The organism is Acinetobacter sp. Li1LvA2 (assembly GCF_056156705.1).
Window position 1 is genome coordinate 1 of the sequence record NZ_JBSICF010000002.1, and the last position, 22,036, is coordinate 22,036.

Annotated in this window: 23 protein-coding genes and 1 pseudogene; 17 read left to right on the forward strand and 7 right to left on the reverse strand. The window is 36.9% G+C overall.

Annotated features, from left to right (window positions below; all coding sequences use genetic code 11):
- From ACS604_RS04550 to ACS604_RS04575, 6 genes and pseudogenes are all read left to right on the forward strand, one after another.
- A pseudogene (locus tag ACS604_RS04550) lies at window positions 1–214 on the forward strand (acetyl-CoA C-acyltransferase); the annotation flags it as partial.
- Window positions 215–227: 13 nt separating this feature from the next.
- Window positions 228–518: a muconolactone Delta-isomerase gene (gene catC / locus ACS604_RS04555; RefSeq protein ID WP_075383557.1), complete on the forward strand. Its 291-nt coding sequence runs from the start codon at window positions 228–230 to the stop codon at window positions 516–518.
- Window positions 519–1,149: 631 nt separating this feature from the next.
- Window positions 1,150–1,365 (forward strand): cold-shock protein, encoded by a 216-nt coding sequence (locus tag ACS604_RS04560; RefSeq protein ID WP_004790911.1) that lies wholly within the window; start codon window positions 1,150–1,152, stop codon window positions 1,363–1,365.
- 111 nt (window positions 1,366–1,476) lie between these two features.
- Window positions 1,477–1,704, forward strand: a complete 228-nt coding sequence (locus tag ACS604_RS04565; protein WP_174742652.1) for a hypothetical protein — start codon at window positions 1,477–1,479, stop codon at window positions 1,702–1,704.
- Between the two features lie 68 nt (window positions 1,705–1,772).
- On the forward strand, window positions 1,773–1,979 hold the full coding sequence (locus tag ACS604_RS04570; protein WP_004790912.1) for a hypothetical protein: 207 nt from the start codon (window positions 1,773–1,775) through the stop codon (window positions 1,977–1,979).
- Between the two features lie 751 nt (window positions 1,980–2,730).
- Window positions 2,731–3,333, forward strand: coding sequence for a TetR/AcrR family transcriptional regulator (locus ACS604_RS04575; RefSeq protein WP_051075340.1), 603 nt, complete (start codon window positions 2,731–2,733; stop codon window positions 3,331–3,333).
- Here ACS604_RS04575 and ACS604_RS04580 read toward each other — a convergent pair.
- Window positions 3,323–4,195, reverse strand: coding sequence for a LysR family transcriptional regulator (locus ACS604_RS04580; RefSeq protein WP_004790914.1), 873 nt, complete (start codon window positions 4,193–4,195; stop codon window positions 3,323–3,325). The two genes, ACS604_RS04575 and ACS604_RS04580, sit on opposite strands and share 11 nt — an antisense overlap.
- A 276-nt stretch (window positions 4,196–4,471) precedes the next feature.
- Here ACS604_RS04580 and ACS604_RS04585 point away from each other — a divergent pair, with 276 nt between their 5' ends.
- The 4 genes from ACS604_RS04585 (at window position 4,472) to ACS604_RS04600 (ending at window position 8,057) form a co-directional block, all read left to right on the forward strand.
- Window positions 4,472–4,903 carry a DoxX family protein gene (locus ACS604_RS04585; RefSeq protein ID WP_474770385.1) on the forward strand — a complete coding sequence of 144 codons (432 nt, stop codon included), beginning with the start codon at window positions 4,472–4,474 and terminating at the stop codon, window positions 4,901–4,903.
- 31 nt (window positions 4,904–4,934) lie between these two features.
- Entirely contained in the window at window positions 4,935–5,849 is a 915-nt protein-coding gene (locus tag ACS604_RS04590) for a glyoxalase (protein WP_474770386.1), read from the forward strand.
- A gap of 109 nt (window positions 5,850–5,958) precedes the next feature.
- Entirely contained in the window at window positions 5,959–7,419 is a 1,461-nt protein-coding gene (locus ACS604_RS04595) for an alginate export family protein (protein ID WP_474770388.1), read from the forward strand.
- A 17-nt stretch (window positions 7,420–7,436) separates the two neighbouring features.
- Entirely contained in the window at window positions 7,437–8,057 is a 621-nt protein-coding gene (locus ACS604_RS04600) for a M17 family peptidase N-terminal domain-containing protein (protein ID WP_474770389.1), read from the forward strand.
- A gap of 89 nt (window positions 8,058–8,146) precedes the next feature.
- Here ACS604_RS04600 and ACS604_RS04605 read toward each other — a convergent pair whose 3' ends face one another.
- Together ACS604_RS04605 and ACS604_RS04610 are read right to left on the reverse strand one after the other, a co-directional pair.
- Window positions 8,147–9,058 (reverse strand): ornithine cyclodeaminase family protein, encoded by a 912-nt coding sequence (locus ACS604_RS04605; RefSeq protein WP_474770391.1) that lies wholly within the window; start codon window positions 9,056–9,058, stop codon window positions 8,147–8,149.
- Window positions 9,059–9,171: 113 nt separating this feature from the next.
- The gene (locus ACS604_RS04610; RefSeq protein ID WP_474770392.1) at window positions 9,172–10,140 is read right to left on the reverse strand and encodes a threo-3-hydroxy-L-aspartate ammonia-lyase; all 969 of its coding nucleotides are present in this window, start codon (window positions 10,138–10,140) and stop codon (window positions 9,172–9,174) included.
- Between the two features lie 255 nt (window positions 10,141–10,395).
- Here ACS604_RS04610 and ACS604_RS04615 point away from each other — a divergent pair, with 255 nt between their 5' ends.
- Together ACS604_RS04615 and ACS604_RS04620 are read left to right on the forward strand one after the other, a co-directional pair.
- A complete protein-coding gene (locus ACS604_RS04615; protein ID WP_174758729.1) occupies window positions 10,396–11,019 on the forward strand; it encodes a helix-turn-helix transcriptional regulator in 624 nt (207 codons plus the stop codon).
- 211 nt (window positions 11,020–11,230) lie between these two features.
- Complete coding sequence (locus ACS604_RS04620; protein WP_128825148.1) at window positions 11,231–11,467, forward strand: hypothetical protein; 237 nt, start codon at window positions 11,231–11,233, stop codon at window positions 11,465–11,467.
- A gap of 33 nt (window positions 11,468–11,500) precedes the next feature.
- Here the strand turns inward: ACS604_RS04620 and ACS604_RS04625 are convergent, their stop codons facing one another.
- Together ACS604_RS04625 and ACS604_RS04630 are read right to left on the reverse strand one after the other, a co-directional pair.
- Entirely contained in the window at window positions 11,501–12,187 is a 687-nt protein-coding gene (locus tag ACS604_RS04625; RefSeq protein ID WP_004790929.1) for a pirin family protein, read from the reverse strand.
- 187 nt (window positions 12,188–12,374) lie between these two features.
- Window positions 12,375–13,613, reverse strand: a complete 1,239-nt coding sequence (locus ACS604_RS04630; protein WP_004790931.1) for a L,D-transpeptidase family protein — start codon at window positions 13,611–13,613, stop codon at window positions 12,375–12,377.
- Window positions 13,614–13,917: 304 nt separating this feature from the next.
- On the opposite strand from ACS604_RS04630, the gene hemE reads away from it, so the two are divergent.
- The 4 genes from hemE to ACS604_RS04650 all read left to right on the forward strand — a co-directional run bounded on the left by hemE (window position 13,918) and on the right by ACS604_RS04650 (window position 18,364).
- The gene (gene hemE / locus ACS604_RS04635) at window positions 13,918–14,991 is read left to right on the forward strand and encodes a uroporphyrinogen decarboxylase (protein WP_004790933.1); all 1,074 of its coding nucleotides are present in this window, start codon (window positions 13,918–13,920) and stop codon (window positions 14,989–14,991) included.
- Window positions 14,992–14,996: 5 nt separating this feature from the next.
- On the forward strand, window positions 14,997–15,791 hold the full coding sequence (locus ACS604_RS04640) for a DUF817 domain-containing protein (RefSeq protein ID WP_004790935.1): 795 nt from the start codon (window positions 14,997–14,999) through the stop codon (window positions 15,789–15,791).
- A 148-nt stretch (window positions 15,792–15,939) separates the two neighbouring features.
- Window positions 15,940–16,410: a DUF3015 family protein gene (locus ACS604_RS04645; RefSeq protein WP_003650547.1), complete on the forward strand. Its 471-nt coding sequence runs from the start codon at window positions 15,940–15,942 to the stop codon at window positions 16,408–16,410.
- Window positions 16,411–16,480: 70 nt separating this feature from the next.
- Window positions 16,481–18,364 carry an Lnb N-terminal periplasmic domain-containing protein gene (locus ACS604_RS04650; protein ID WP_474770397.1) on the forward strand — a complete coding sequence of 628 codons (1,884 nt, stop codon included), beginning with the start codon at window positions 16,481–16,483 and terminating at the stop codon, window positions 18,362–18,364.
- Between the two features lie 63 nt (window positions 18,365–18,427).
- Here the strand turns inward: ACS604_RS04650 and blaADC are convergent, their stop codons facing one another.
- Complete coding sequence (gene blaADC, locus ACS604_RS04655) at window positions 18,428–19,579, reverse strand: ADC family extended-spectrum class C beta-lactamase (protein ID WP_474770398.1); 1,152 nt, start codon at window positions 19,577–19,579, stop codon at window positions 18,428–18,430.
- A gap of 148 nt (window positions 19,580–19,727) precedes the next feature.
- Complete coding sequence (gene folE / locus ACS604_RS04660; RefSeq protein ID WP_001187844.1) at window positions 19,728–20,276, reverse strand: GTP cyclohydrolase I FolE; 549 nt, start codon at window positions 20,274–20,276, stop codon at window positions 19,728–19,730.
- 260 nt (window positions 20,277–20,536) lie between these two features.
- On the opposite strand from folE, the gene xdhA reads away from it, so the two are divergent.
- The gene (gene xdhA, locus ACS604_RS04665; RefSeq protein ID WP_474770411.1) at window positions 20,537–22,036 is read left to right on the forward strand and encodes a xanthine dehydrogenase small subunit; all 1,500 of its coding nucleotides are present in this window, start codon (window positions 20,537–20,539) and stop codon (window positions 22,034–22,036) included.

The following is a 22,036-nucleotide window of genomic DNA, read 5'->3' on the forward strand; positions in this document are numbered from 1 at the left end:
TGTGACCCGTGATTTAGGTTTGCCAGATGATTCTGACAAGGTAAATCCAAATGGTGGTGCAATTGCATTAGGTCATCCACTTGGTGCATCAGGTGCACGCCTAGTGACCACAGCCCTAAACCAGCTTGAACAAACGGGTGGTCGTTATGCCTTGTGTTCAATGTGTATTGGTGTAGGCCAAGGTATTGCATTGATTATTGAACGTGTTATTTAAAGGGAAAGAACTAATGCTATTTTATGTACGAAAAGATGTGATTTTACCTAGCCATTTATCTGAGCAGGAAATTGAAGATATCAAAGCAAGAGAACGTGCTTATTCTCAAGAAATTCAAAGACAAGGTAAATGTCGCCATTTATGGAGAATAACAGGGCAGTATGCAAACATTAGTATTTTTGATGTCGAAAGCAATGAAGAACTACATAACTTATTACAAGGTTTACCACTTTACCCTTACATGAAAATTGAAGTGATCGCTTTAAATAGGCATCCATCTTCAGTGAGGGAAGGTGATTTTTAACTATTGAATTAAATGATTGTTTATGAAGTATCCATATGTAACCTCAGAAATCTGTAACCTTTTCATTTTTCTAAAAGGTTACATCCTGAAAGCCTTACTACATAAGGCTGTAACCTCAGTAACCTTTGTAACCTCTAAAATTTAGTTTTTTCTTAAACTTAAAGTGAGAAGAGAGGTAGTGATCAAATTCATAGTAAAGACAGTAGAAATATTTTTGTATCATGGCTTGTATCACAGATATATTTTGTTTTTATAAATAATCTATTTTCAATTACTTGTTGATTTGTTTGGTAGTGGATATACCTACCAAGATTTATAAAGGGTTTACATCGTTTCATAACGTGTAGGCCCTTTTTTATGCCTATTTGTTGCATTCTATATAAGGTAAGCGAAGAGGTACGCTATATTTTATAAATAAAATAAATATATATATTAGAAAACTTGATTAATTTTATTTTTCGTATACAATGAACTTAACTAGAAAAAGTCATGTTTGGTAAATCTTCTCTAAGTACCGCAGTATTAGTCATAATCCTTCGTTTTTTTAGATTTTCAGCTCCATTCTTTATTATTTCGATGTTACTCATAACCAATAAAATGGTTTAAATTTTTAAAAAAACTAGGATGTATTATGTCTAATTCAAATATCATGAAAGGTACTGTTAAGTGGTTTAACGAAGCTAAAGGTTTCGGTTTTATCCAACCAGAATCAGGACCAGACGTTTTTGCTCATTTTAGCGAAATCGCTAACTCAGGTTTCAGAACTCTTGCTGAAGGTCAACGTGTTGAATTCAGTGTTACACAAGGCCAAAAAGGCCCAAATGCTGTAAATATTGTTGCTCTATAAATAATTATAAGCACTAATAAATAAAAGCACTAATGGGTGCTTTTATTTTGGTTTTTAAATAATTTTAAAGTTTTTTTAAGATTATAAGTAAATTTTAATTTAGGATATAAATTGTTAAAAATAAATGACTTAATTGCAAAATCTAAAAATGGTACAGAAATTCTAGTGTCTTTAATTCCTCTAAATAGAATACAAAATACACGTGAAGGTTTTAAAACTGTTGAAGTTGGAAAAAGGGTTCTCCTTTCCTCTGGAGTTGAAGTTGATTTAAATTTAGATGGGCGTACCTTTTATGCGTCTATAAATCAACTATTTAAATTAGATTATAGAGTTAGTTAAAACTCAGTTTGCTATTGGATATTTAGGCGGGTCCATTATTTCTGCCATAATTTTATTAGGATATCGTTATGCTTAAACAAAATATCAGTGTTAAAGACCAGTTCGGAATTAAATACGTCATTCAGGCAACTGTAGATAATTATTTCGCTAATACTCAATGTTTTTCTAATTTGAAATACATTACAGTTGAAGGTGAAGATATACGACCGAGTTTTGAAATGTTTTTTCAAAGTACTTTAAGTGGTAAAATTTTTAAAATTGATAAGATAAATTAATTTATCAATATAGAACCTGTATATGACAGGATAGAGTTCTTCAAAAATATAAAACTCTCATCGTTCTAGAGCATATTGTAAATAATCAATTAAACAATAACTTTAATAATAAAGCGCAGGTGGTGAAAGCCACACTAGCGTATTCCTACTTCACAAAACCCAGCTTTATAAACCCGTATTAAACAATAACCAACTCATTATTTATCCTTACTTTTTAATGATCTAATTTAAAACAAATGTCATTTTGTGTGCTTGACTGCTAAAGGGCAGAGCACTATCCTTTGCCTGCTGGCCACATTGCCAGCCGGCTTTGACAGGCTGTTCTTTGAGTACATTGAAAAAATCTTTTTTTAATGTAGACCCGTTCGTCTCCCTTTTTGTAGCGGTAGGACGGAAGGGGGACGCCTTTGTGCGTGCTGGGTTCTCAAAGCCAGTCTGTCAACCCTCTTTCGTTCTGCCACCATAATTCTATAAATGTCTGGCAGAACTCCCTATAAAAAGGAGTTGGCTTTGCACATTCTTAATTTCTTGGCAGCCTTTGCCAAAAGCTATAACGACACGACTTAAATTAGATCTATCAGCTTGTTAACCTTTAGGGTTTTCAGGCTTTAAGTCATTACGGCTCAAAAAAACTTGTATCAACAATAAAACTTGAGATGTGCCAAGCACAGTCTTACGGCTTTGCTATGCCTTTTTTTCTCCCAAAAATTATCTCACTTAGAAACAACAAAAATTTATAACGGTAAAAAATATGCGAAATTTAGTTCTCCCAACGCGCGCCATAAAAGTTGTTAATACATCAATTCATTTGTTTCACCATCACGGATTTCATACCGTGGGCATCGACAAAATTGTGAAAGAGTCACAAATTCCAAAAGCGACTTTTTATAACTACTTTCACTCCAAAGAGAGGTTTATTGAAATCTGTTTAACCGTGCAAAAAGAGCGCTTAAAAGAAAAAGTGGTTTCAATTGCTAACGAGGTCAACCCCACCAACGTAATTGTTCAATTAAAGAAACTTTATTTCTTACATACCGATTTAGAAGGGCCGTACTATTTATTATTTAAAGCCATTTTTGAAACGAAACTGACTTATCCCAAAGCTTATCAAGTGGCAGTGAGATATCGAACATGGCTCATTAATGAGATTTATAGCCAGCTTAGAACACTCAAAAATGATGCAAATTTTCAGGATGCCAAACTCTTTTTATATATGATTGAAGGCGCAATCATTCAGCTTTTAAGCTCGGATGTGTCAATCGAGCAAGAAAAGGTGGTGGATTGTTTTTGGAAGGGGGAATTTGTGGTTAATAAAAAATGCATAGCTGTATGTGATTCAAAAATTAAATTATAGAGCGATCAGTGATAGGCTGAAAATGCTGCTTTAACGAGTCTAAAAAAAGCTGAACTTTTTTTGGAATTTTTGATCCATACGGCGTGGTTGCATAAAAATAAACTGGTGATGAAAAGATGTCCTGCGAACAATTAATAATAATGCCGGCATCTTCATATTTTTTTGCTAAAAAATCAGGAAGAAATAAAATACTTTGGTTCTTTTGGCAAAAATCTAAAAGAATTTCTATATTATTGCAAATGAGTTGAGGGATTGAATCAATGAAATTATTTTTTAAATCTGATCTTGAATATAGCGATATATTATATTTTCTTAAATCCTCTATGCTTTTAGGTTTTCCATTTTTATTTAAGAATGCAGGTGTGGCATAAAAGTTTCTTTTATAAGTATCTAGTAGAAAGATGTTTTGTTCTTTAATTTCTTCTTCAGTTTTTAAAAGAATATCAAATTTATGTTCGTTAATATGTATTGAATTTTCTGAAAATAAAAGATCAATTTCAATATTAGGGTATTGATTTAGAAAATTAGAAATAATCTCTGAGAAGCATGTTTGTACAAAAGCATGAGGAGCACTAATTTTTAATATGCCTTCAGGGTACTTTTGATCGTAGATGAAGTCATTGGCAGCTAAATCTAATTCTTTAACAATGACTTTACAACGTTGATAGAACTTTTCCCCTGAGCGGGTAAGGTCCATCTTTCTGGTGTTACGTGTAAATAATGATGTACTAAATAGACTTTCTAAATAAAGGATTCTTTTAGAAACTTGATCTCTAGTAACACCTAATTTTCTAGAGGCATGACTAAAATTTCCAGTTTCTACAACACTTATGAAAGTATTAATACAGTCTATTTTATCCATTAAATTTTGAAAGGCTAAATTGGTGTGCCGCTAAACTATATTATGATTTTGTACTTATCAATCATTGTATCTTTTGAGGATACAGTTTGTATTTAAATGAATATCTAGTAGTTTACAGTTATTTTTGATTTTATATAGGCTGCTAATTAAGTTTGTTTTGGAGTTGTTTAAATAATTATTTTAAATATCTAAATTAAAATCATGGTTCTTGTAAATATTAATATTTTTATAACTTTATAGGGTTGTTAAAAATCGAAATACCAATGAGGTAAATAGATGAGTGACTTAATTAATAATAATCCTGTGTGGGTAAAAAAGATCTTATCAATTCGTGGATTGCTGTCACTTCTTCGAGTTGCATTAGTTTCAGCCTATTTAGTCGGCGGAATGAATAAATTCATCGGATTTCATGCGGCGATTGATGAGCAGGCAAGTTTCGGTTTACAGCCTGCTTGGCTCTGGGCATCTACAGCGATTGTGATTGAAATTGTGGGTTCGCTCTTGGTTATTTTTAATCGTTTTGTCTGGTTGGGAGCAGGTGCTTTAGGCTGTCTAACCGCCATAGCGATGCTGGTTGCAAACGATTTTTGGAATCACACAGGTCCGGCATTTTTTAGCACGTTTAATAGTTTCTTTGAACATCTTGGCCTCATTGCAGCTCTAGTGATGGTCACCATTCTTTCTAATCAACAAACAAAGTCACAATAAGTTGTAGTACTCAATTCTTACGGAGTCTTTTATGCGTAAATCATTATCAGCCTTGCTTTTAAGCACCATGCTAGTGGGCACAAATGTTGCCATTGTTCCTCAAGTTTTTGCCAAAACAACAACCAGTGTAAAAAGTGAAGCGCCTGGGGTAGCTCCTCAATACGATACAACGCATGTATATGTTAACCCAGAAGACTTCGATAAATTTACCGACAGCTTAGTGGCCACTTTTGGTGGGACTAAATCTAAACAGGGCATTTTTCAGGTGACGCCAACACCAAGCCAGACCATTTCCCAGCTTGTATTGACTCCAGTAGGAACACTGTCTGTATTTGGTTTTAAAACTCCAATTCCACATCCTTTTGGTTTAGAAAGAACAGGCTATTTAGTCAAAGACATGGACGCAGCCGTCCAGTCTGCCAAAGCGAATGGCGCAGATGTGATTGTTGATGCATTTCCTGACCCAATCGGGCGGGATGCAGTCATCCAGTGGCCGGGTGGCGTAAATATGCAGCTTTATTGGCACACGACTAAACCGAGCTATAACAAACTTGAAACTGTTCCAGAAAATCGTATTTATGTTTCAAAACAAAGTGCCGATTCTTTCGTTAAAAAGTTCGTCAATTTCTCGCATGGCAAAGTGGTTTCAGATAACCCTAAAGCGGCTGGTGTAGAGATTGGACGTCTAAATGAAACATATAGACGTATTCGCGTTGAATCTGATTTCGGCAAAATGACAGTGTTGGTCACCGATGGTCATCTTCCATATCCATATGGGCACGATATGACGGGTTATGAAGTCAAAAATTTATCTGAGACTTTAGATAAAGCCACAAAAGCGGGTGCAACAGTTTTGGTGAATGCCTATAAATCAGATGGTCGTGAGGCGGCGATGGTACAGTTTCCGGGTGGTTATATTGCCGAAATTCATGCCGCTACAAAGTAATTTATTCGCTTAATGATAGATAGAAACTGATACTCATATTGCCTATGGGCGGTGTGAGTGTAAAAGACGAAGTCTCTGCAATGACCTGTTTATTACCTTGGATAACCATATGGCTCAGCCTATTTCTAATGATAGAAAATATCGCATTAAGACCTCCGAAAATTATCTTAAAATTATAAAAATGAGCGTCTTGCTTACGGGGAGTTTATTTCTTTATGAATTTGCTCATGCAGAAAATGAAGCTTCAAATACAAATGCATGTCCAGCTCGTCCAAAAATCTCAACGAATCGGTGGCAAGAAAATTGGGATGTTTTAAAAAACTCGTGTGTACCAAAGAAAATAGGTGATGATTTTAAATATATACCCTTTGGCGATAATAATTATTTGTCATTGGGTGCGAATATTCGCGAGCGTTTTGAAATCAATAATAATGCGAGATTTGGCAGCGGAAATAATCAAGCCGATCGCTATTTAATTCAAAGATTACAAGTTCATGCAGATGCACGTATTGGCGATCACTTACAATTATTTACTCAGCTTAGTGATGCACGAGCGTTTGATAAAAAGAATATTAGCAGTACCGATCAGAATAGACTCGATGTAGAGCAAGCTTTTATTGCTTGGGTGAGTCCTTTAAACAATGGAACTTTTAAATTTAGAGTGGGCCGTCAAGAGATGGCTTTTGACTTGCAACGCTTTATTTCAAATCGCGAGGGGCCAAACGTTAGGCAAGCCTTTGATGGCATTTGGTCGGGTTATGAATATGGTGATTGGAGAGTTTTAGGCTATCTCACCAGACCTGTTCAAATTGAAAAAGATTCAACTTTTAACGACCACTCGAAACGTAATTTAAGTTTTAGCGGCTTTCGCGTAGATAAACAAAATGTGTGGGGAGGTGAGTTATCTGGTTATTACTCACGTTATGAACGAGATAATGCATCTTTTACAAGTGTTAAGGGCAATGAAATTCGAGACTTATACGACGTTCGCCATATGGGTAAAAAGAATAATATCGATTGGGATGTTGAAGGCATGCTGCAACATGGAAGGATTGGTGGACAAACTATTCAAGCATGGGGACTCAGTAGTATTACAGGGTACACATTTGCTGACCAAGCTTGGTCACCGCGTTTAGGCGTCCAGTTTGATATTGCCACAGGTGATAAAAACGCCAACGATAATGAACTCAATACCTTTAACCAGCTCTTTGCAAACGGCTCATACTTTACTTTGGCGGGTTACAGTGGCTACAGCAATATTATTCACATAAAACCATCTCTGACACTTAAGCCTTCCGATAAACTTACTCTGTTAAGTGCTTTAGGTTTTCAGTGGCGTGAAACCACCAATGATGCAGTTTATTTCCAAGGTAATAACAGCATGGCAAACACAGCAGGACAAGGTTCAAGTTGGACAGGGGCATATATTCAACTAAGAGCAGATCAAAAAATAAATTCTAATTTGTCTGTTGCTGCCGAAGGAGTGCACTTTGAAGTCGGAGATACGATTAAGAAAGCAGGTGGTAAAGACTCAAATTATTTAGGTCTTGAACTTAAATATGCATGGTAAAAATAGAAGAGAAAAATATGAGCACAGATATAAAGCAAATAAAAATTGGTCACTATCAAAATCTAGATATCGAACTCGTGACTTGGGACTGTGCTTCGGCCGAGGTTGAACTTTCTTGTGCTTGTATTTTTGAACATGAAATGAATAATCGTTCTTTTTCAGGCGGTTTGGCACATTTAGATGAAGCCCTAAATGGCAGATTAGATCTGATACGAAAAAATAATTGGTTTAGCGCAAAAATTGGTGATTCGCTTTTACTAAATCAAACGCCTTCAATCATACAAGCACCTAAAGTTTTGCTTATAGGCATGGGAGCGCCAGAAGATTTCACGATAGATCGAATCGAGACTGCGATAAAAACTGTTGTGAAAACAGCTCATCAACTGGAACTCAAAAGTGTGGCATTTGCCCCGAGTATTTTAGATACAGGTCTGAATCCTCCCGCTGGTTTAAATGAACTGATGTTAAGAAGTTTAAAAGAAGAGTTAGACAAACATCATCAGCTTTATTTGCAAAATTTAGTCAAAAAATCTGAAATTGAAAGATGGGTTTTTGATGCGGGTTTTCAAAATTATGAGGCTAAGGCTGAGCAATATATAAAGTCTTTTGCCAAAGTTTTTACTCAAGATGAACTCTGATTTTAAAAACAGAATTCGTAAAACGTTATAAAAAGAAAGATGTTTTAACTTAACTGCATCAGCCTGAATGATGCAGTTAAATGTAAAAATTAAGAAATTTCTAAAATTTTCTGGGCGATATATAAATCTTGAATCGATAGCCCTGAACTGTCATAAATTGTGATTTGTTCCTGAGACTGTCTACCTTGAGCATTTGCTAAAAGCACATCACCTATATTGATTAACGTTGCAGACTCAGGCGCATGTTGAAATTCACCAATGAGTTTAGACTGAACATTAAGATCGCAAAATAAACCACAATGTGAAAATAACTCTGGCGGAAGTTCTTGTTTGCCTTGTTTATCTGAACCCATAGATGAAATATGAGTGCCAGCTTTGACCCATTCTACTTTGAAAAGAGGAGTGTGGGAGGACGTTGCTGTCACAATAATGTCGGCTTGTTCACAGGCTTCTTTTGCACTCGTAATATTAAGCTGAATACCTAAGGGCTTGAGGACTTCAGCCATTTTTTCAGCTTTATTTAAGTCGCGTCCTACTATCAAAATCTGCTCGAAATTTCTAATTCTCGCTAGCGCCTCACATTCATATTTGGCCTGATTTCCTGTACCAAATATAGCCAATACCTTTGAATCTTTTCTTGCCAATATATTGGTCGCAACTGCATTAGAAGCGGCTGTACGAAATGCATTTACTTTGCCTGCTTCGATAGCTGCTGCCATTTTTCCGTTGGTCTGATTAAATAATAAAATGAGTGCGTTATGGCGAGGCAAACCATTTTTAGGGTTATCTTCCCAAAAAGAACCAACTTTAAGACCAGCTAAGTGCTGAGTCGCCGATGACTTAACACTAAAGGTATTTTTGCTATCAGACCCTTGACCATGAACTACAGCAAAACTTTTAGTTTCTGGTTGAGTTACGGCAATTAAAGCTTGGTAAATGGCATCATAAGCCAGTTCATGATTGATGAGAGCAGAAGATTCAGACTCAGAAATAAATCTCATCACCATCTCCAAAAGTTTATTTAAATTAAGACACGAGCAAGTCGAGAGACGAATAGCATGTCATACCTATCTATGACGTACTAACTGACATCATAGATAGACATTGGCTTTTATTAAGCGGATAAAAACTCTACATATTTAGAAATATCGACATTCCCGCCACTAATAATGATGCCTATACGTTTGCCTTTTAACTCATGCTTTAAATTACGTGCAGCAGCAAATCCGAGACATCCTGTCGGTTCAACCACCATCTTCATTCTTTCAGCAAAGAACTTCATACAGTTAATCAGGTCTTCATCTTCTACTGTCAAAATGTCATCAACATTCTTTTGAATAATAGGGAATGTTAATTTGCCTAAATATTGAGTTTGAGCGCCATCGGCAATGGTTTGCGGCGTATCAATATGAACAATTTCTCCTTTTCTAAAAGACATTTGTCCATCATTTCCTAGAGCAGGTTCAACACCATATATTTTACAGTTTGGAGAGAGCTTGCGAGCAGACAGGGCAGAACCTGCCAATAAACCACCACCACCTAAACATACAAACAGATAATCTAGGTTACCCACTTCTTCAAATAACTCTTTAGCAGCCGTTCCTTGACCCGCAATTACATGCGGATGGTCATAAGATGGAATGAGTGTCAGGCCATTTTTTTCGGCGATCTCTTTTCCAATTTTTTCCCGATCTTCTGTATAGCGGTCAAATTCAACAATATCGGCGCCGTATTCTCGCGTTGCTGCCATTTTTGAGGCAGGTGCATCTTGTGGCATAACGATTATGGCTGGAATACCAAGAGTTTTTGCTGACAGTGCAATCGCTTGCGCGTGGTTTCCCGAAGAGAAAGCGACTACCCCCGCTTTTTTTTGAGCATCATTAAATTGCAAAAGTGCATTCATTGCACCACGAAATTTGAAAGCGCCAACACGCTGAAAATTTTCGCATTTAAAGAATACTTCTGCTTCAAATTCATTGTTCACAGTACGTGAAGTTAAAACAGGAGTTTTATTTGCAAAACCTTTTATACGTTCAGCAGCGGCTGCGACATCTTCATAAGTGGGAAGGGTTAAATTTTTCATAATTAAACCTAATTCTATTCAATGTTTTTGGATGCAAGATTTACTATTGCTTAAGCAACGCACAATGTATTGACCTTATTTAGATAAAATATATATATTTAGATAAAATGTCTAATTTTATTTTCTAATGTGATAACAATGAGATATAAGATTCTGATTTACATTAAGTTTAAAATTAGATAAAAAGTCTAAATTACTATTGCATGCTTTACGCTAGGGTTTGAAATAGTAAGTAAGTCATTAGGAGGAAATACATTGGGCAATCGTGATAAACATTTACTCACTCAGCTAGATACAATTGCAAAGGGATTAAGTGAAACGCTATCTCCTTTTTGCGAAGTTGTGGTCCATGACTTAACAAATCCTGAACATGCCATACTTTCTATACATAACAATTTATCTGGTCGAAAAGTTGGAGATCCAGCAACTGAATTAGGTTTGGCTAGAATCATGTCTCCAGAATTTCCAAACCTTATTTCAAACTATGCAAATCAGTTTGCAGATGGCCGTCCCGCAAAAAGCACGTCTATTGGAATTAAAGATGAAGAGGGCCAGTATGTGGCTGCTTTATGCATGAATATTGATTTAACCCTATTTAGAGGGATGCAAAGCGCTTTAGAGCATTTCACTAAAATTGAAACTGATAACATTGTTGAAAATTTGGAGCCGAGTGGCACTGAAGCAATCCGGAAATATATCGATCAATTTGCCTCAAAACATGCCACTACACCGCGTATGCTAAAACTCAATGAGAGAAAACAATTAATACATGAGTTAAAGAATAATGGTTTGTTAGATATTAAAAAGGCTGTCGAGACAGTTGCACAACATTTAGGTATATCAAGAGCAAGTGCTTATTTATATGTAAAGGAAAATTAAAATATTTTCCATCATTTATAAGATTGAACATGATTTTTCTGAACTTGGTATTGCGTAACCTTTGTGCTTTTTAAAAGGTTATTCTGCCAATTTTTCTGTTTTATAAGTTGTATCTTATTTATCAAAAAACAACTTGTTTCTTCAGCATGACTCATTTAAATAATGAAATAGGAACACACACATCTCTGATGCTTTATGAGGAGGTCGTTATTTGAAGTTATTTATTATTATATTTATTGCAATTTTTTCTAGTATTGGACTGATCTGTTTAATTGCTCTACTCAAAAATCTAAAAAACAATTCGTCATCTGGCGAACACGATTATTCATCTTCTTCAACACATCATTTTCACGATAGTAGTCCTAGTCATCATAGCTCTAGTTATTCAAATGATTGTTCATCATCTTCAGATTCAGGTAGCTGCGATAGCGGCGGCGGTGGAGATTAAAAAAGCCCTTTTATGCAAAGGGCTTTTAATGATTTAAGGTAAATCGAACCAGATAAATTGACTATCTTCAGTTGCCTGAATCGTCGCTTTACCTTCAAACACGAAAGCATCGCCAGCTTTGACTTCTTGATCACCAATACGGATTACACCTGAAATCACGTGAACATAGTTCAATTTTTTAACTGGCTCAACGTTTAACTCATGTCCTTTTTCCAATACAGCTGATTTTATCTCTGTATTTTGGCGAATATGCATTGGTGCATTTGCATCAGGTCCTGCAATTAAATGCCATTTGTTTGGTTCTTTACGTGGGTCCAAATTAATTTGTTGATAATTTGGCTCGGCATCTCTTTCATTTGGAATAATCCAGATCTGTAATAAATGTACAGGCGTATCAGTGTTGTTGATTTCACTGTGGGCAACACCTGTGCCGGCGCTCATGAGCTGCCATTCACCTGCTTTAATCTGACCTTCATTTCCCATGGTGTCACGGTGTGAAATAGCACCATCTAGCACACAGGTTAAGATTTCCATGTTGTCATGCGAGTGCGTACCAAAACCATTATGCGCATCAATTCTGTCGTCATTAATCACACGTAATGCACTAACACCCATATATTTAGGATCGTACCAGCTACCAAATGAAAAGCTATGATAAGACTCTAACCAACCCGCTTTTACATGACCTCGATCTTCACCACGATGTAGATAAGTATTCATGATTTAATCTCCCAAATTTTTTATTTATCTCTTGAGAAATATATTAATGTTCTATGGAGACTAGAAAAATAGGCTAACTGCAACATGTCGTTGCATAATTGATATGGTTGTAAATTTTTTTATTGATCAATTTTTTAAGAATAAAAAAAACCTGCCATGAAGGCAGGTCTTTTAAAGAATATATGGATTACTCAAGGAATTTAACAGTTACGCCAGAACGTACTTTATTTCCTAAATCGTTTGCATCCCAGTTTGTTAAACGGATACAACCGTGTGATGCTGTTTTAGAAATTAAAGATGGATTTGGTGTTCCGTGAATACCGAAAGATTTTTTACTTAAACCAATCCAGATATTACCCACTGGAGCATTCGGGCCAGGTGGTAAAGAAAGAGGTTTTAAGTTTTTACCTTGTACGAAGTTCGAAGGTGAATAGCTGTACCAAGGGTTACGAGCCACACCAACTACCTTGTAAGTACCGGCCGGAGAAGGCGTATCAGTACTGCCAATTGTTGCAGGAAATGAGGCAATCATTTGGTTCCGGCTATTGAAGAGATACAATTGTTTTGCACCTTTATGGGCAATAATCAAATGAATATCTTCTGGTAAATCATTGCGTACGTTTGGAACAATGATTTTTTCACCCGCTTTTTTGAATGTCGCAGTTGGGTTAATTTTCTTTAAGAAAGCTTCATCAATATGAAACTTCTCGCCCAACATTTCGGTTACACGCGTGTAGTACAAACCTTTCATTTTAGCTTGTAATGCATAGTCAGAAGGAATCGACTCAGCATATGGGCCTTTTAGGTCAGCATCAGAAATTGTGTATTCAATAAATGCTGGCTTGGTTTGTTTAGCAACCAATGCATCCCAAGTTTCTTTGGTCAGGTCACCAGTAGGTGATAAACCATTCATTTGTTGGAATGAAGAAATTGCTTTTAATGTATTTTTACCGCTCATGCCGTCAATCGCACCTGGCGAAGCATGTGCATTATTGAGCATTACATGTGCACGCGCATAAACTGGAAGTTGGCCTTTACCAATATTTTCAGACCATTCTGCCGAGTTTAAGCTATCTAAAGTCCATGATGCAGCGGTTGTCGCAGGAGCCGTAGACGCAGTGCTGCTTTTAGCAACAGCTGGAGTAGACGCCGCGATGCCTGATTCAGCATTTGGGTCTTCAGTTTTCTGTAAATTTTGTAATGTTGTTGACGCTCGGTTTAAGTCATTTTGTTCTTGAGCGGTAATTTGTGTCGAAGCTTGAGCTTTTACAGTTGAAGCTGCATCTACTGCTAAAGGATCAATCGGATCTTCTACAGGAGCTGATACCTTTTTAGGGTTCAGGGGTTGCTCAGTTGTTGAAGCAGCAAAAGCAACATTAGCAATAATACAACTTAAACTCATAGCGAGTAATGAGCGAACAAACATGTAATTCAACCTTAAGAATTTTCATATAAGCAATAGGGGGGATTGATCTAATCTCAAAGTGCATAAAATTACCAATAACTCATTTCTATGAGCCCAAGATTGGTAATTTAGTGATTAAAAGAATATCCAATAACCCCAATGTAACATGTTGCAAGTATTGCAGAAAACCCCAAGGCTTGCAGTAGACTTTTGTGTAAATATGCATTTTTTAGTAGATTGACGAGTTTTTTGTGTGAAATTGAAATTATAAAAATGTCTCTATTTTTGATATGATGCTGCCACATAAAGAAGATAGAGATTGGTAATGACGACTTTGAAAAATGATCGTTTCCTCCGTGCTTTGTTACGCGAACCTGTAGATACCACACCAGTGTGGATGATGCGTCAAGCAGGGCGTTATTTGCCTGAATATCGTGAAACACGTTCAAAAGCAGGTGATTTCCTATCTTTATGTAAAAATACAGATTTTGCCTGTGAAGTGACTTTACAACCTTTGCGTCGTTACGACTTAGATGCAGCAATTTTATTTTCAGATATTTTAACTATTCCAGATGCACTCGGTTTAGGACTTTATTTTGAAACTGGCGAAGGCCCTAAGTTTCAAAAGACCGTACGTACCGAACAAGATGTCGCAAATTTACCAAAGTTAAATGCAAAATCAGATCTTGATTATGTGATGAATGCGGTAAGTACAATTCGTTCTGCTTTAGATGGTCAAGTTCCACTGATTGGTTTCTCTGGAAGCCCTTGGACACTTGCAACTTATATGGTTGAAGGTGGTTCAAGTAAAGAATTCCGTTTTACCAAGCAGATGATGTACGCTCAACCAGAAGTTTTACATGCTTTGCTTGATCATTTAGCAGACTCAGTCATTGACTATTTAAATGCTCAAATTGATGCTGGTGCTCAGGCCATCCAGATCTTTGATAGCTGGGGTGGGGCATTAGCACACCGTGAATATGTCGAATTCTCTTTAAACTACATGAATAAAATCATTGCAGGTTTACAACGTGAGAAAGATGGCCGACGTATTCCTGTTATTGTGTTCACTAAAGGTGGCGGTCAATGGTTAGAGCCAATGATCACAACAGGTGCGGATGCTTTAGGTTTAGATTGGACGACACCATTAAATACGGCTCGAACTACAGTGGCTGGACGTGTCGCTCTGCAAGGGAATCTTGATCCGGCTGTTTTATATGGTTCGGCTGCTTCAATTGAGAAAGCAGTAAAAGCGATGTTGGACGATGCCTACGCTAATGGCGAAAAGACCGGTTACATTGCTAACTTGGGCCATGGGATTACTCAATGGGTAGACCCTGCACAACCAAAAATCTTTGTAGATACAGTGCATGAGTATAGTGCTAAATATCTAGGATAGTTTTTGTGCAATATCTAACTTTACCGTTTCAATTTATCGGCAAGGCTGTCTCGGCAGCCTTGTTTGGTATTCTGCTTTTAATTGCTTTTGCTTTAACAGCACCGATGGGAAGCCATGAATACATAGGGTTCTATCGTTATGATTATTTACTCGTCTATGCACTTTTAATCCAGATCTGCTTACTCTATTTAAAATTGGAATCATGGGCAGAAGCCAAGGTTATTGCTTTATTTCACGTTATGGCGATGTGCATGGAAATATTCCTAACACATCCTGCGATTGCATCGTGGCAATATCCACAGCCCGCCGTATTTAAAATTTTAACTGTGCCTCTATTTGCAGGTTTCATGTATTCGGCTGTAGGTAGTTTTTTTGCACGCTCAATACGACTGTTTCAAGTGTCTTTTGAAAAACTTCCAAGTTTTGGAGCTATGCTATTACTAGCATTTTTCTCATATATAAATTTTATGAGTAAATTTTTTGTTCCAGACATTCGCTATATTTTATTCGCGATTAGTATTTTTATTTTTTGGAAAACAAAACTTTATTTCCAGTTAAATGAACATAAATTTAAAATCCCGATGTTACCTGTTTTGTTTACACTCGCGTTTCTAATCTGGATTGCTGAAAATATAAGTACATTTTATAAAATCTGGCTTTACCCAAGTCAGGTCGATGCTTGGCATATGGTCGGTTGGGGCAAGCTAGGATCGTGGTATTTATTATTAATTTTAAGTCTCGTACTCGTGCTCAAAATATTAGGTAGTAGGGATAATCAAGGTAACTGGAATTTAAGATAATTTTTCTTTTGCACTTTTTATCATATTGTTTATTTTTTAATTGCTAATTCACAACCATCTCGCTATCTTTAATAGCGTGTAATAAAAATTACACATAACAATACAACACATAAGAAACAATCAATAATCATTTTGGAGATTTACATCTATGTTAAAAAAATTAGCTTTAGCTGCTTTATTAGCAGCTGGTTCAAGTGTTGCAATGGCTGACAACGACGTAGGTTGTGGTGTGGGTACACAAGTATGGGCTGGCAAAAAAGGAGTAGCGCCTAAAATTCTTGCTGCGACAACAAACGGTATTTTTACTAACCAATTACTAGGGATCACTTTCGGTACTTTAGGCTGCCGTCAAGGCGGAACAGTAACAGCGCAAGTAGTTACATTCACAAATGAAAATGCAGAAGCTTTAGCACGTGATATGGCTGTAGGCCAAGGTGAAAGCCTAAATGTACTTGCTGAGTTAATGCAAATCAAACCTCAAGATAAAGACCGTTTCTTCAAAGTTTCAAAAGCAAACTTTGGTGAAATCTATTCTGCAAACAACCAAAATACCCTTCAAGTATTAGCATCATTACAAACTGTAATGGCTAAAGACGACGTTTTAAAAGCTTACGTATAAGTTTGAAATTGAAAACCCTGTCGTCTGGCAGGGTTTTTCTTATATTTAATGATAAAAATTGATGAGCTTAATGAAGTCATTTGTTTTAGTTTTTGCCTCTTTGGCAGTGAATATTGCGTATTCAGCAGATATAAATCCATCTATTCAAAAATATTGGTCAATTGCAGAACAGAAAAACTTAGATCAAGACATTACATGGCAAAGGCTCATGTATTCCAATAAAAACCAGAAAAGTGAAGTGACTTATTCTGGCTATTTCATGTCGGAAAATGGGAAAAATAATTTAAAAGAAGAACTGAAAGCGGATATCTCGGCATTATTTATGCCCGCTCAAGATAATCAGTCGATTCGCTGTAAATTTCCGGCACGCAGTCAATGGCTTATAAAAAAAGTAGGCATTCAAGAAAATGAATTGCCTCAAGTGAAGTGTTCAGAATTTGAAAACTGGATTGGGCAGATTAAGCCACATAAAGCGACATTAATTTATGCGACAGATTTTATGGGCAATCCAAGCTCCATGTTTGGCCATACTTTATTACGTTTAGACCCTAAAGATCAGCAACAATTAAATTTAGTTTCCTACGCTGTAAATTATGCAGCAACTGTGGCTGGAAACGACAACTGGTCATATGCATGGAAAGGTTTAACAGGGCAATATCCGGGTGAATATTCACTGATGCCTTATTACCGTAAAGTAAAAGAGTACGGCGATTTTGAAAGCCGTGACTTATGGGAATATGAGCTAAATTTAACACCTGAAGAAACGCGGTTTTTAGTGTCTCATATTTGGGAAATGCAGCATGTGAGCTTTCCTTATTACTTTGTGAGTGATAACTGCGCCTATCGATTGTTAGGGTTGGTTGATTTAGTAAAACCAGAGTCTCATCTGCAAGAAAAATTCACTCATGCTTCTATCCCGATGGAAACCATTAAATCGATGCAGCAGCAAGGGTTAACCAAAGCTCCTGTATATCGACCTGCTTTAGAAACTCAGCTATTGGCTCAAGCTCATCAGCATGGCGAATCTTTGGCGAAGGTAGCTCATCAAATTGCGATGATGCCCACTCAGCAGTCTTCTCAGATTTTAAAATCATTTACTGAGCAGGATCAGGCTAAAATTTTAGAGATGGCTTACGATGATTTATATCTTCAATTTACGAGCCGTAAAATAGAAGAAAGCGTTGCTCAGCCGCAGTTGCGTCAGCTTTTAGCTTTAAGAAGTCAGATTGATTTAGACAAACAGCGTCAAGAACCTAAAAGACCAACAAAAGAGCCAACTCAAGGTCACAATGCGCGTAATCTTTCAGTCAAAGCAGGCGAGGTTCAAGGAGACAAGTTTATCGAAATTGGTCATCGCCAAGCCTACCATGACTTAATAGATCCTCAAGGCGGATATCGTGCGGGAACTCAATTACTCTTTTTAAATGGCAATGCACAGTGGCGAGATGACCATTTAAAACTAGAACGTCTTGATTTACTCGAAGTAAATTCTTATAACCCGATTCAACCTTTTAAAACACCGCTGAGTTGGGGATTTAATTTAGGTTGGCGTCAGGAAGCGATTCATGATGGTACTTTTAGTGAAGAAAAACAGCATGGTGTAGCGAATTTTAATGCTCAAGTCGGATATAGCTTTGCTGACTATGAGCGCCAACATGTTTGCTATGGGCAACTACAAACCTATCTACAAGCCGGCTCAAATCTAGATAAAGGATGGCGTGTGGGAATGGGTCCGACTTTAGGTTGTATGAATCAGTGGTTTGAACACTTTAACTCTGTGGTACAAATTGAATTGCCCTATTGGGAAGACCAAAACCAATGGAATTTGAGAGTAAATACTCAGTGGCAATATGTGATTAATAGTAATAATACCGTTCGATTAAACTGGGATTATGAACAACAAAATCATCGAGATTGGATGAAATCAAGTCTAGGATATGTTTGGTTCTTTTAAAGAATAAGCCCATAAAAAAAGAGAAATGAGATTATTCATTTCTCTTTTTGTTTAAGCAAAAGATTATTTCTTTATTGCATTCAACACTGCATAGGCAGCTTTAATGCGTTCTTCATTTGGAATACGTTTATTGGTTAACATGACTAAACCAATATTTTGCTTTGGAATAAAGACAACATATGTTCCAAAACCGTTGGTCGAACCAGTTTTGTGGAACATCTTAACTGAAGGTTCTTTTGAAATAGCTGTCACTTTATTAGATTTCATTACGATTTGCTCTGAATTACTGTCTAATAAAGTCTGTAATGGTGCTGGATAAGAGAACTCTTCCCAACCTAATGCTTGATACATCGTACCCACTTGGTAGAAACCTTGATGTGTTTCATTAATTGCGCGTTGAATATCTGCTGGATATTTTTGTGGATTTAGATTGGCATTAACGAAACTCAGCATATCAGGTAAGGTCGATTTAACGCCGTACGCAGGTGCATCTAGCGGGCCGGGGTTAACTCGAATCGGCTGATTTTCTTGGTTATAGCCAAAAGCATAGTTTTGCATTTGAGTTTTAGGCACATTTACATAGCTATGTTTTAAGCCAAGATCTGGAAAAATGGTTTTTTCTAAGACTTGGTCGAAAGGTTTGTTCATAGACAAAGCAACAACTTTTCCAAATAAACCAATGCTTGGATTTGAATATTGTCGATATTCACCGATTGAGTTTTTAGGCTTCCAGTCTTTGAAAAAAGTTAAAACTTGCTGATCTGTTTGGACTTCATCTGGAAACTGTAAGCCAAGGTTGCCACTTGTATAAGTAGCAAGTTGAAGTAAATTCACTTGATCAATTGGTGTATTTTTTAGTTCTTTCCAATATTTTCCGGGTGTGTCATTAAAAGAGATTGTTCCTTTTATTTTGGCATATCCGCCAGCTGTAGCAGTAAATAATTTACTGACTGAACCGAGCTCAAAAATGGTACTGCTATTTACGGCTTTTTTATCTTGAATGGATTGTAGACCATAATACATTTCATACTTTTTATTATTTTGGATGATGCCAACAGCCATACCGGGCACATCATATTTTTCTAATAAAGGTTTAAAATTTTGATCAACCAGTTTCTTAATTTCTTGCTCTTTGGGTGTATTCTCTGCATAAATTGAGGTATTAAAAATAAAAAGAGGGGATAAAAGTAAGCAAGAAATTTTGTTAAATCGCATGATTAACTCATAAATTATTTAAAATTAAAGATGTGTACTTTTATAACAAAAATCACATAATTTGATTGTTATGTTTTATAGAGTAAGTGCTTTATCTAAATATAAAAAAAGCCCAACTGAGTCGGGCTTTTTTGCAGTAGTCACCAGATTAGTAGCTTTCTGGTACTGCACTTAAAAATTCACGGCGTGCTTCTTTGTCAGTTTTAAAATCTCCGACAAATGAAACTGTACGAGTTGTAGATTCCTGTTTACCTACACCACGCATCATCATACACATATGTGCAGAATCGATAACGACAGCAACACCACGTGCGCCAGTCACTTCAGCTACAGCTTCAGCGATTTGCTGAGTTAAATTTTCTTGAATTTGCAAACGACGAGCAAACATCTCGGTAATACGCGCAAATTTAGATAAGCCAAGAACTTTGCCTTCTGGTAAATAGGCAACATGAACACGGCCATAGAACGGGAGGAGATGATGTTCGCAAAGCGAATAGAATTCAATATTCTTCACCAATACCATTTCATGGTTATCTGATGGGAAAACCGCATTATTGGTGACTTCTTCTAAAGTTTTACTATAGCCAGAAGTTAAATATGAAAAAGCTTTAGCCGCACGCACAGGCGTATCTTTAAGGCCGGGACGATTAAGGTCTTCACCGACGGCAGTCAGAATGTTTGCGTACGATTGCTGCATTGACATAAGGCGTATAAATTTACTCTATTAGACAAGCTCGGCATTGTATCAGAAACATGACCTGATGTTCATAACTCGTCGCACTATATTTATCCTGTTCGGCGCGCATTAGATAAATGGTGAATAAATTTCATGTTTTTTATCGTTAATAGTCAATTATTTGAGCATGAAATGTGCAACTAATATGGTTAAGTTATAAATGATCGCCTGATGGCATCATATTTGCAAATATGCCGTACTATAGAGCATAAGGATAAAACATGTCAGAACGTCCAATCACCTTTTTTTTTCGTGGTAGTCAGCAACAAGTAGAAAATGTATTACCCACCATGACAGTCTTACAATTCTTGCGAGAATATACTCAAACGGGTAAGACTCGGCAGACTGGTACAAAAGAGGGCTGTGCTGAGGGCGATTGTGGTGCATGTACCGTAGTGATTGGTGAGTTGGTCAACGACAACCTGCAATTGCGCAGTGTGAATGCGTGTATTCAGTTTTTACCGACTTTAGATGGTAAAGCCCTATTTACAGTAGAAGATCTGCATAATTTAATGCCTGCACAAGATGGAACACTTCACCCAGTACAACAGGCAATGGTGAACATGCATGGTTCACAATGTGGTTTTTGTACGCCCGGTTTTATCATGTCCTTATGGTCAATGTATGAAAATGAAAAACAACCTCCAAGCAAAGATCAAATCAGCGATTATATTTCTGGAAACTTGTGTCGCTGTACAGGCTATCGCCCTATTTTAGAGGCAGCACAAAAAGCATATGACTATCCGCGTGTTTTATTAAACCGTCAAAAAATAATTGATGTATTAAAAGAGATCAGAACGTTACCTGCGTTACATTTAAATGATCATGGTCAACAATTCTTTGCACCAAAGAATTTGCAGGATTTTGCCGCATTACGCTTACAGTTGCCGCAAGCGCGTATTGTTGCGGGTAGTACAGATGTCGGTTTGTGGGTAACAAAGCAGGGGCGTGATTTAGGCGATATGCTTTATATCGGTCAGGTGGAAGAGCTGAAAAAGATTGTAGTCACAGACCATGCTTTAACGATTGGGGCAAATGTCAGTTTAAGTGATGCACTTATCAAAATTTCAGAGTTTTATCCTGATTTTCAAGAACTACAGCGCCGTTTTGCTTCTATGCCGATTAAAAATGCAGGAACCCTAGGTGGAAACATTGCGAATGGTTCGCCTATTGGCGACTCAATGCCGGCATTAATTACCCTAGGTACACAATTGATTTTGCGTGTAGGTGAACAAACCCGTGAAATTGTCTTGGAAGACTTTTACCTCGATTATCAAAAAACAGCATTACAGCTTGGTGAGTTTGTTGAAGCAGTTGTTATTCCGCTTCGTGAAGGGCAGACGCGTTTTAAATTTGCCAGTTATAAAATTGCCAAACGTTTTGAGCAGGATATTTCTGCGGTATGTGCTGCTATTTCATGCGAGTTAGATGCTCATCATGTCGCTCACAATGTGAGAATTGCTTTTGGTGGCATGGCGGCTATTCCCAAACGTGCAAAATATGCAGAAGCTATATTGGAAGGTCAGCAACTTACAGCAGAATTGATAGCTAAGGCTCAAGAGGCATTGTCGCAAGACTATCAACCCTTGGATGATGGACGTGCTAGTTCGGCATATCGTTTGCACGTCGCGAAAAACTGTTTACAGCGTTTTTATGTAGAAAAAGTCCTGTCTCAAACGATTACTCGTGTGAGTGATTTGATTGCTATGGTGGAGATATAA

Coding starts and splice junctions, on each gene's coding strand:
- catC (WP_075383557.1), top strand. CDS start 228: ATGCTATTTTATGTACGAAAAGATGTGATTTTACCTAGCCATTTATCT.
- ACS604_RS04560 (WP_004790911.1), top strand. CDS start 1,150: ATGTCTAATTCAAATATCATGAAAGGTACTGTTAAGTGGTTTAACGAA.
- ACS604_RS04570 (WP_004790912.1), top strand. CDS start 1,773: ATGCTTAAACAAAATATCAGTGTTAAAGACCAGTTCGGAATTAAATAC.
- ACS604_RS04575 (WP_051075340.1), top strand. CDS start 2,731: ATGCGAAATTTAGTTCTCCCAACGCGCGCCATAAAAGTTGTTAATACA.
- ACS604_RS04580 (WP_004790914.1), bottom strand. CDS start 4,195: ATGGATAAAATAGACTGTATTAATACTTTCATAAGTGTTGTAGAAACT.
- ACS604_RS04585 (WP_474770385.1), top strand. CDS start 4,472: ATGAGTGACTTAATTAATAATAATCCTGTGTGGGTAAAAAAGATCTTA.
- ACS604_RS04590 (WP_474770386.1), top strand. CDS start 4,935: ATGCGTAAATCATTATCAGCCTTGCTTTTAAGCACCATGCTAGTGGGC.
- ACS604_RS04595 (WP_474770388.1), top strand. CDS start 5,959: ATGGCTCAGCCTATTTCTAATGATAGAAAATATCGCATTAAGACCTCC.
- ACS604_RS04600 (WP_474770389.1), top strand. CDS start 7,437: ATGAGCACAGATATAAAGCAAATAAAAATTGGTCACTATCAAAATCTA.
- ACS604_RS04605 (WP_474770391.1), bottom strand. CDS start 9,058: ATGAGATTTATTTCTGAGTCTGAATCTTCTGCTCTCATCAATCATGAA.
- ACS604_RS04610 (WP_474770392.1), bottom strand. CDS start 10,140: ATGAAAAATTTAACCCTTCCCACTTATGAAGATGTCGCAGCCGCTGCT.
- ACS604_RS04625 (WP_004790929.1), bottom strand. CDS start 12,187: ATGAATACTTATCTACATCGTGGTGAAGATCGAGGTCATGTAAAAGCG.
- ACS604_RS04630 (WP_004790931.1), bottom strand. CDS start 13,613: ATGTTTGTTCGCTCATTACTCGCTATGAGTTTAAGTTGTATTATTGCT.
- hemE (WP_004790933.1), top strand. CDS start 13,918: ATGACGACTTTGAAAAATGATCGTTTCCTCCGTGCTTTGTTACGCGAA.
- ACS604_RS04645 (WP_003650547.1), top strand. CDS start 15,940: ATGTTAAAAAAATTAGCTTTAGCTGCTTTATTAGCAGCTGGTTCAAGT.
- ACS604_RS04650 (WP_474770397.1), top strand. CDS start 16,481: ATGAAGTCATTTGTTTTAGTTTTTGCCTCTTTGGCAGTGAATATTGCG.
- blaADC (WP_474770398.1), bottom strand. CDS start 19,579: ATGCGATTTAACAAAATTTCTTGCTTACTTTTATCCCCTCTTTTTATT.
- folE (WP_001187844.1), bottom strand. CDS start 20,276: ATGCAGCAATCGTACGCAAACATTCTGACTGCCGTCGGTGAAGACCTT.
- xdhA (WP_474770411.1), top strand. CDS start 20,537: ATGTCAGAACGTCCAATCACCTTTTTTTTTCGTGGTAGTCAGCAACAA.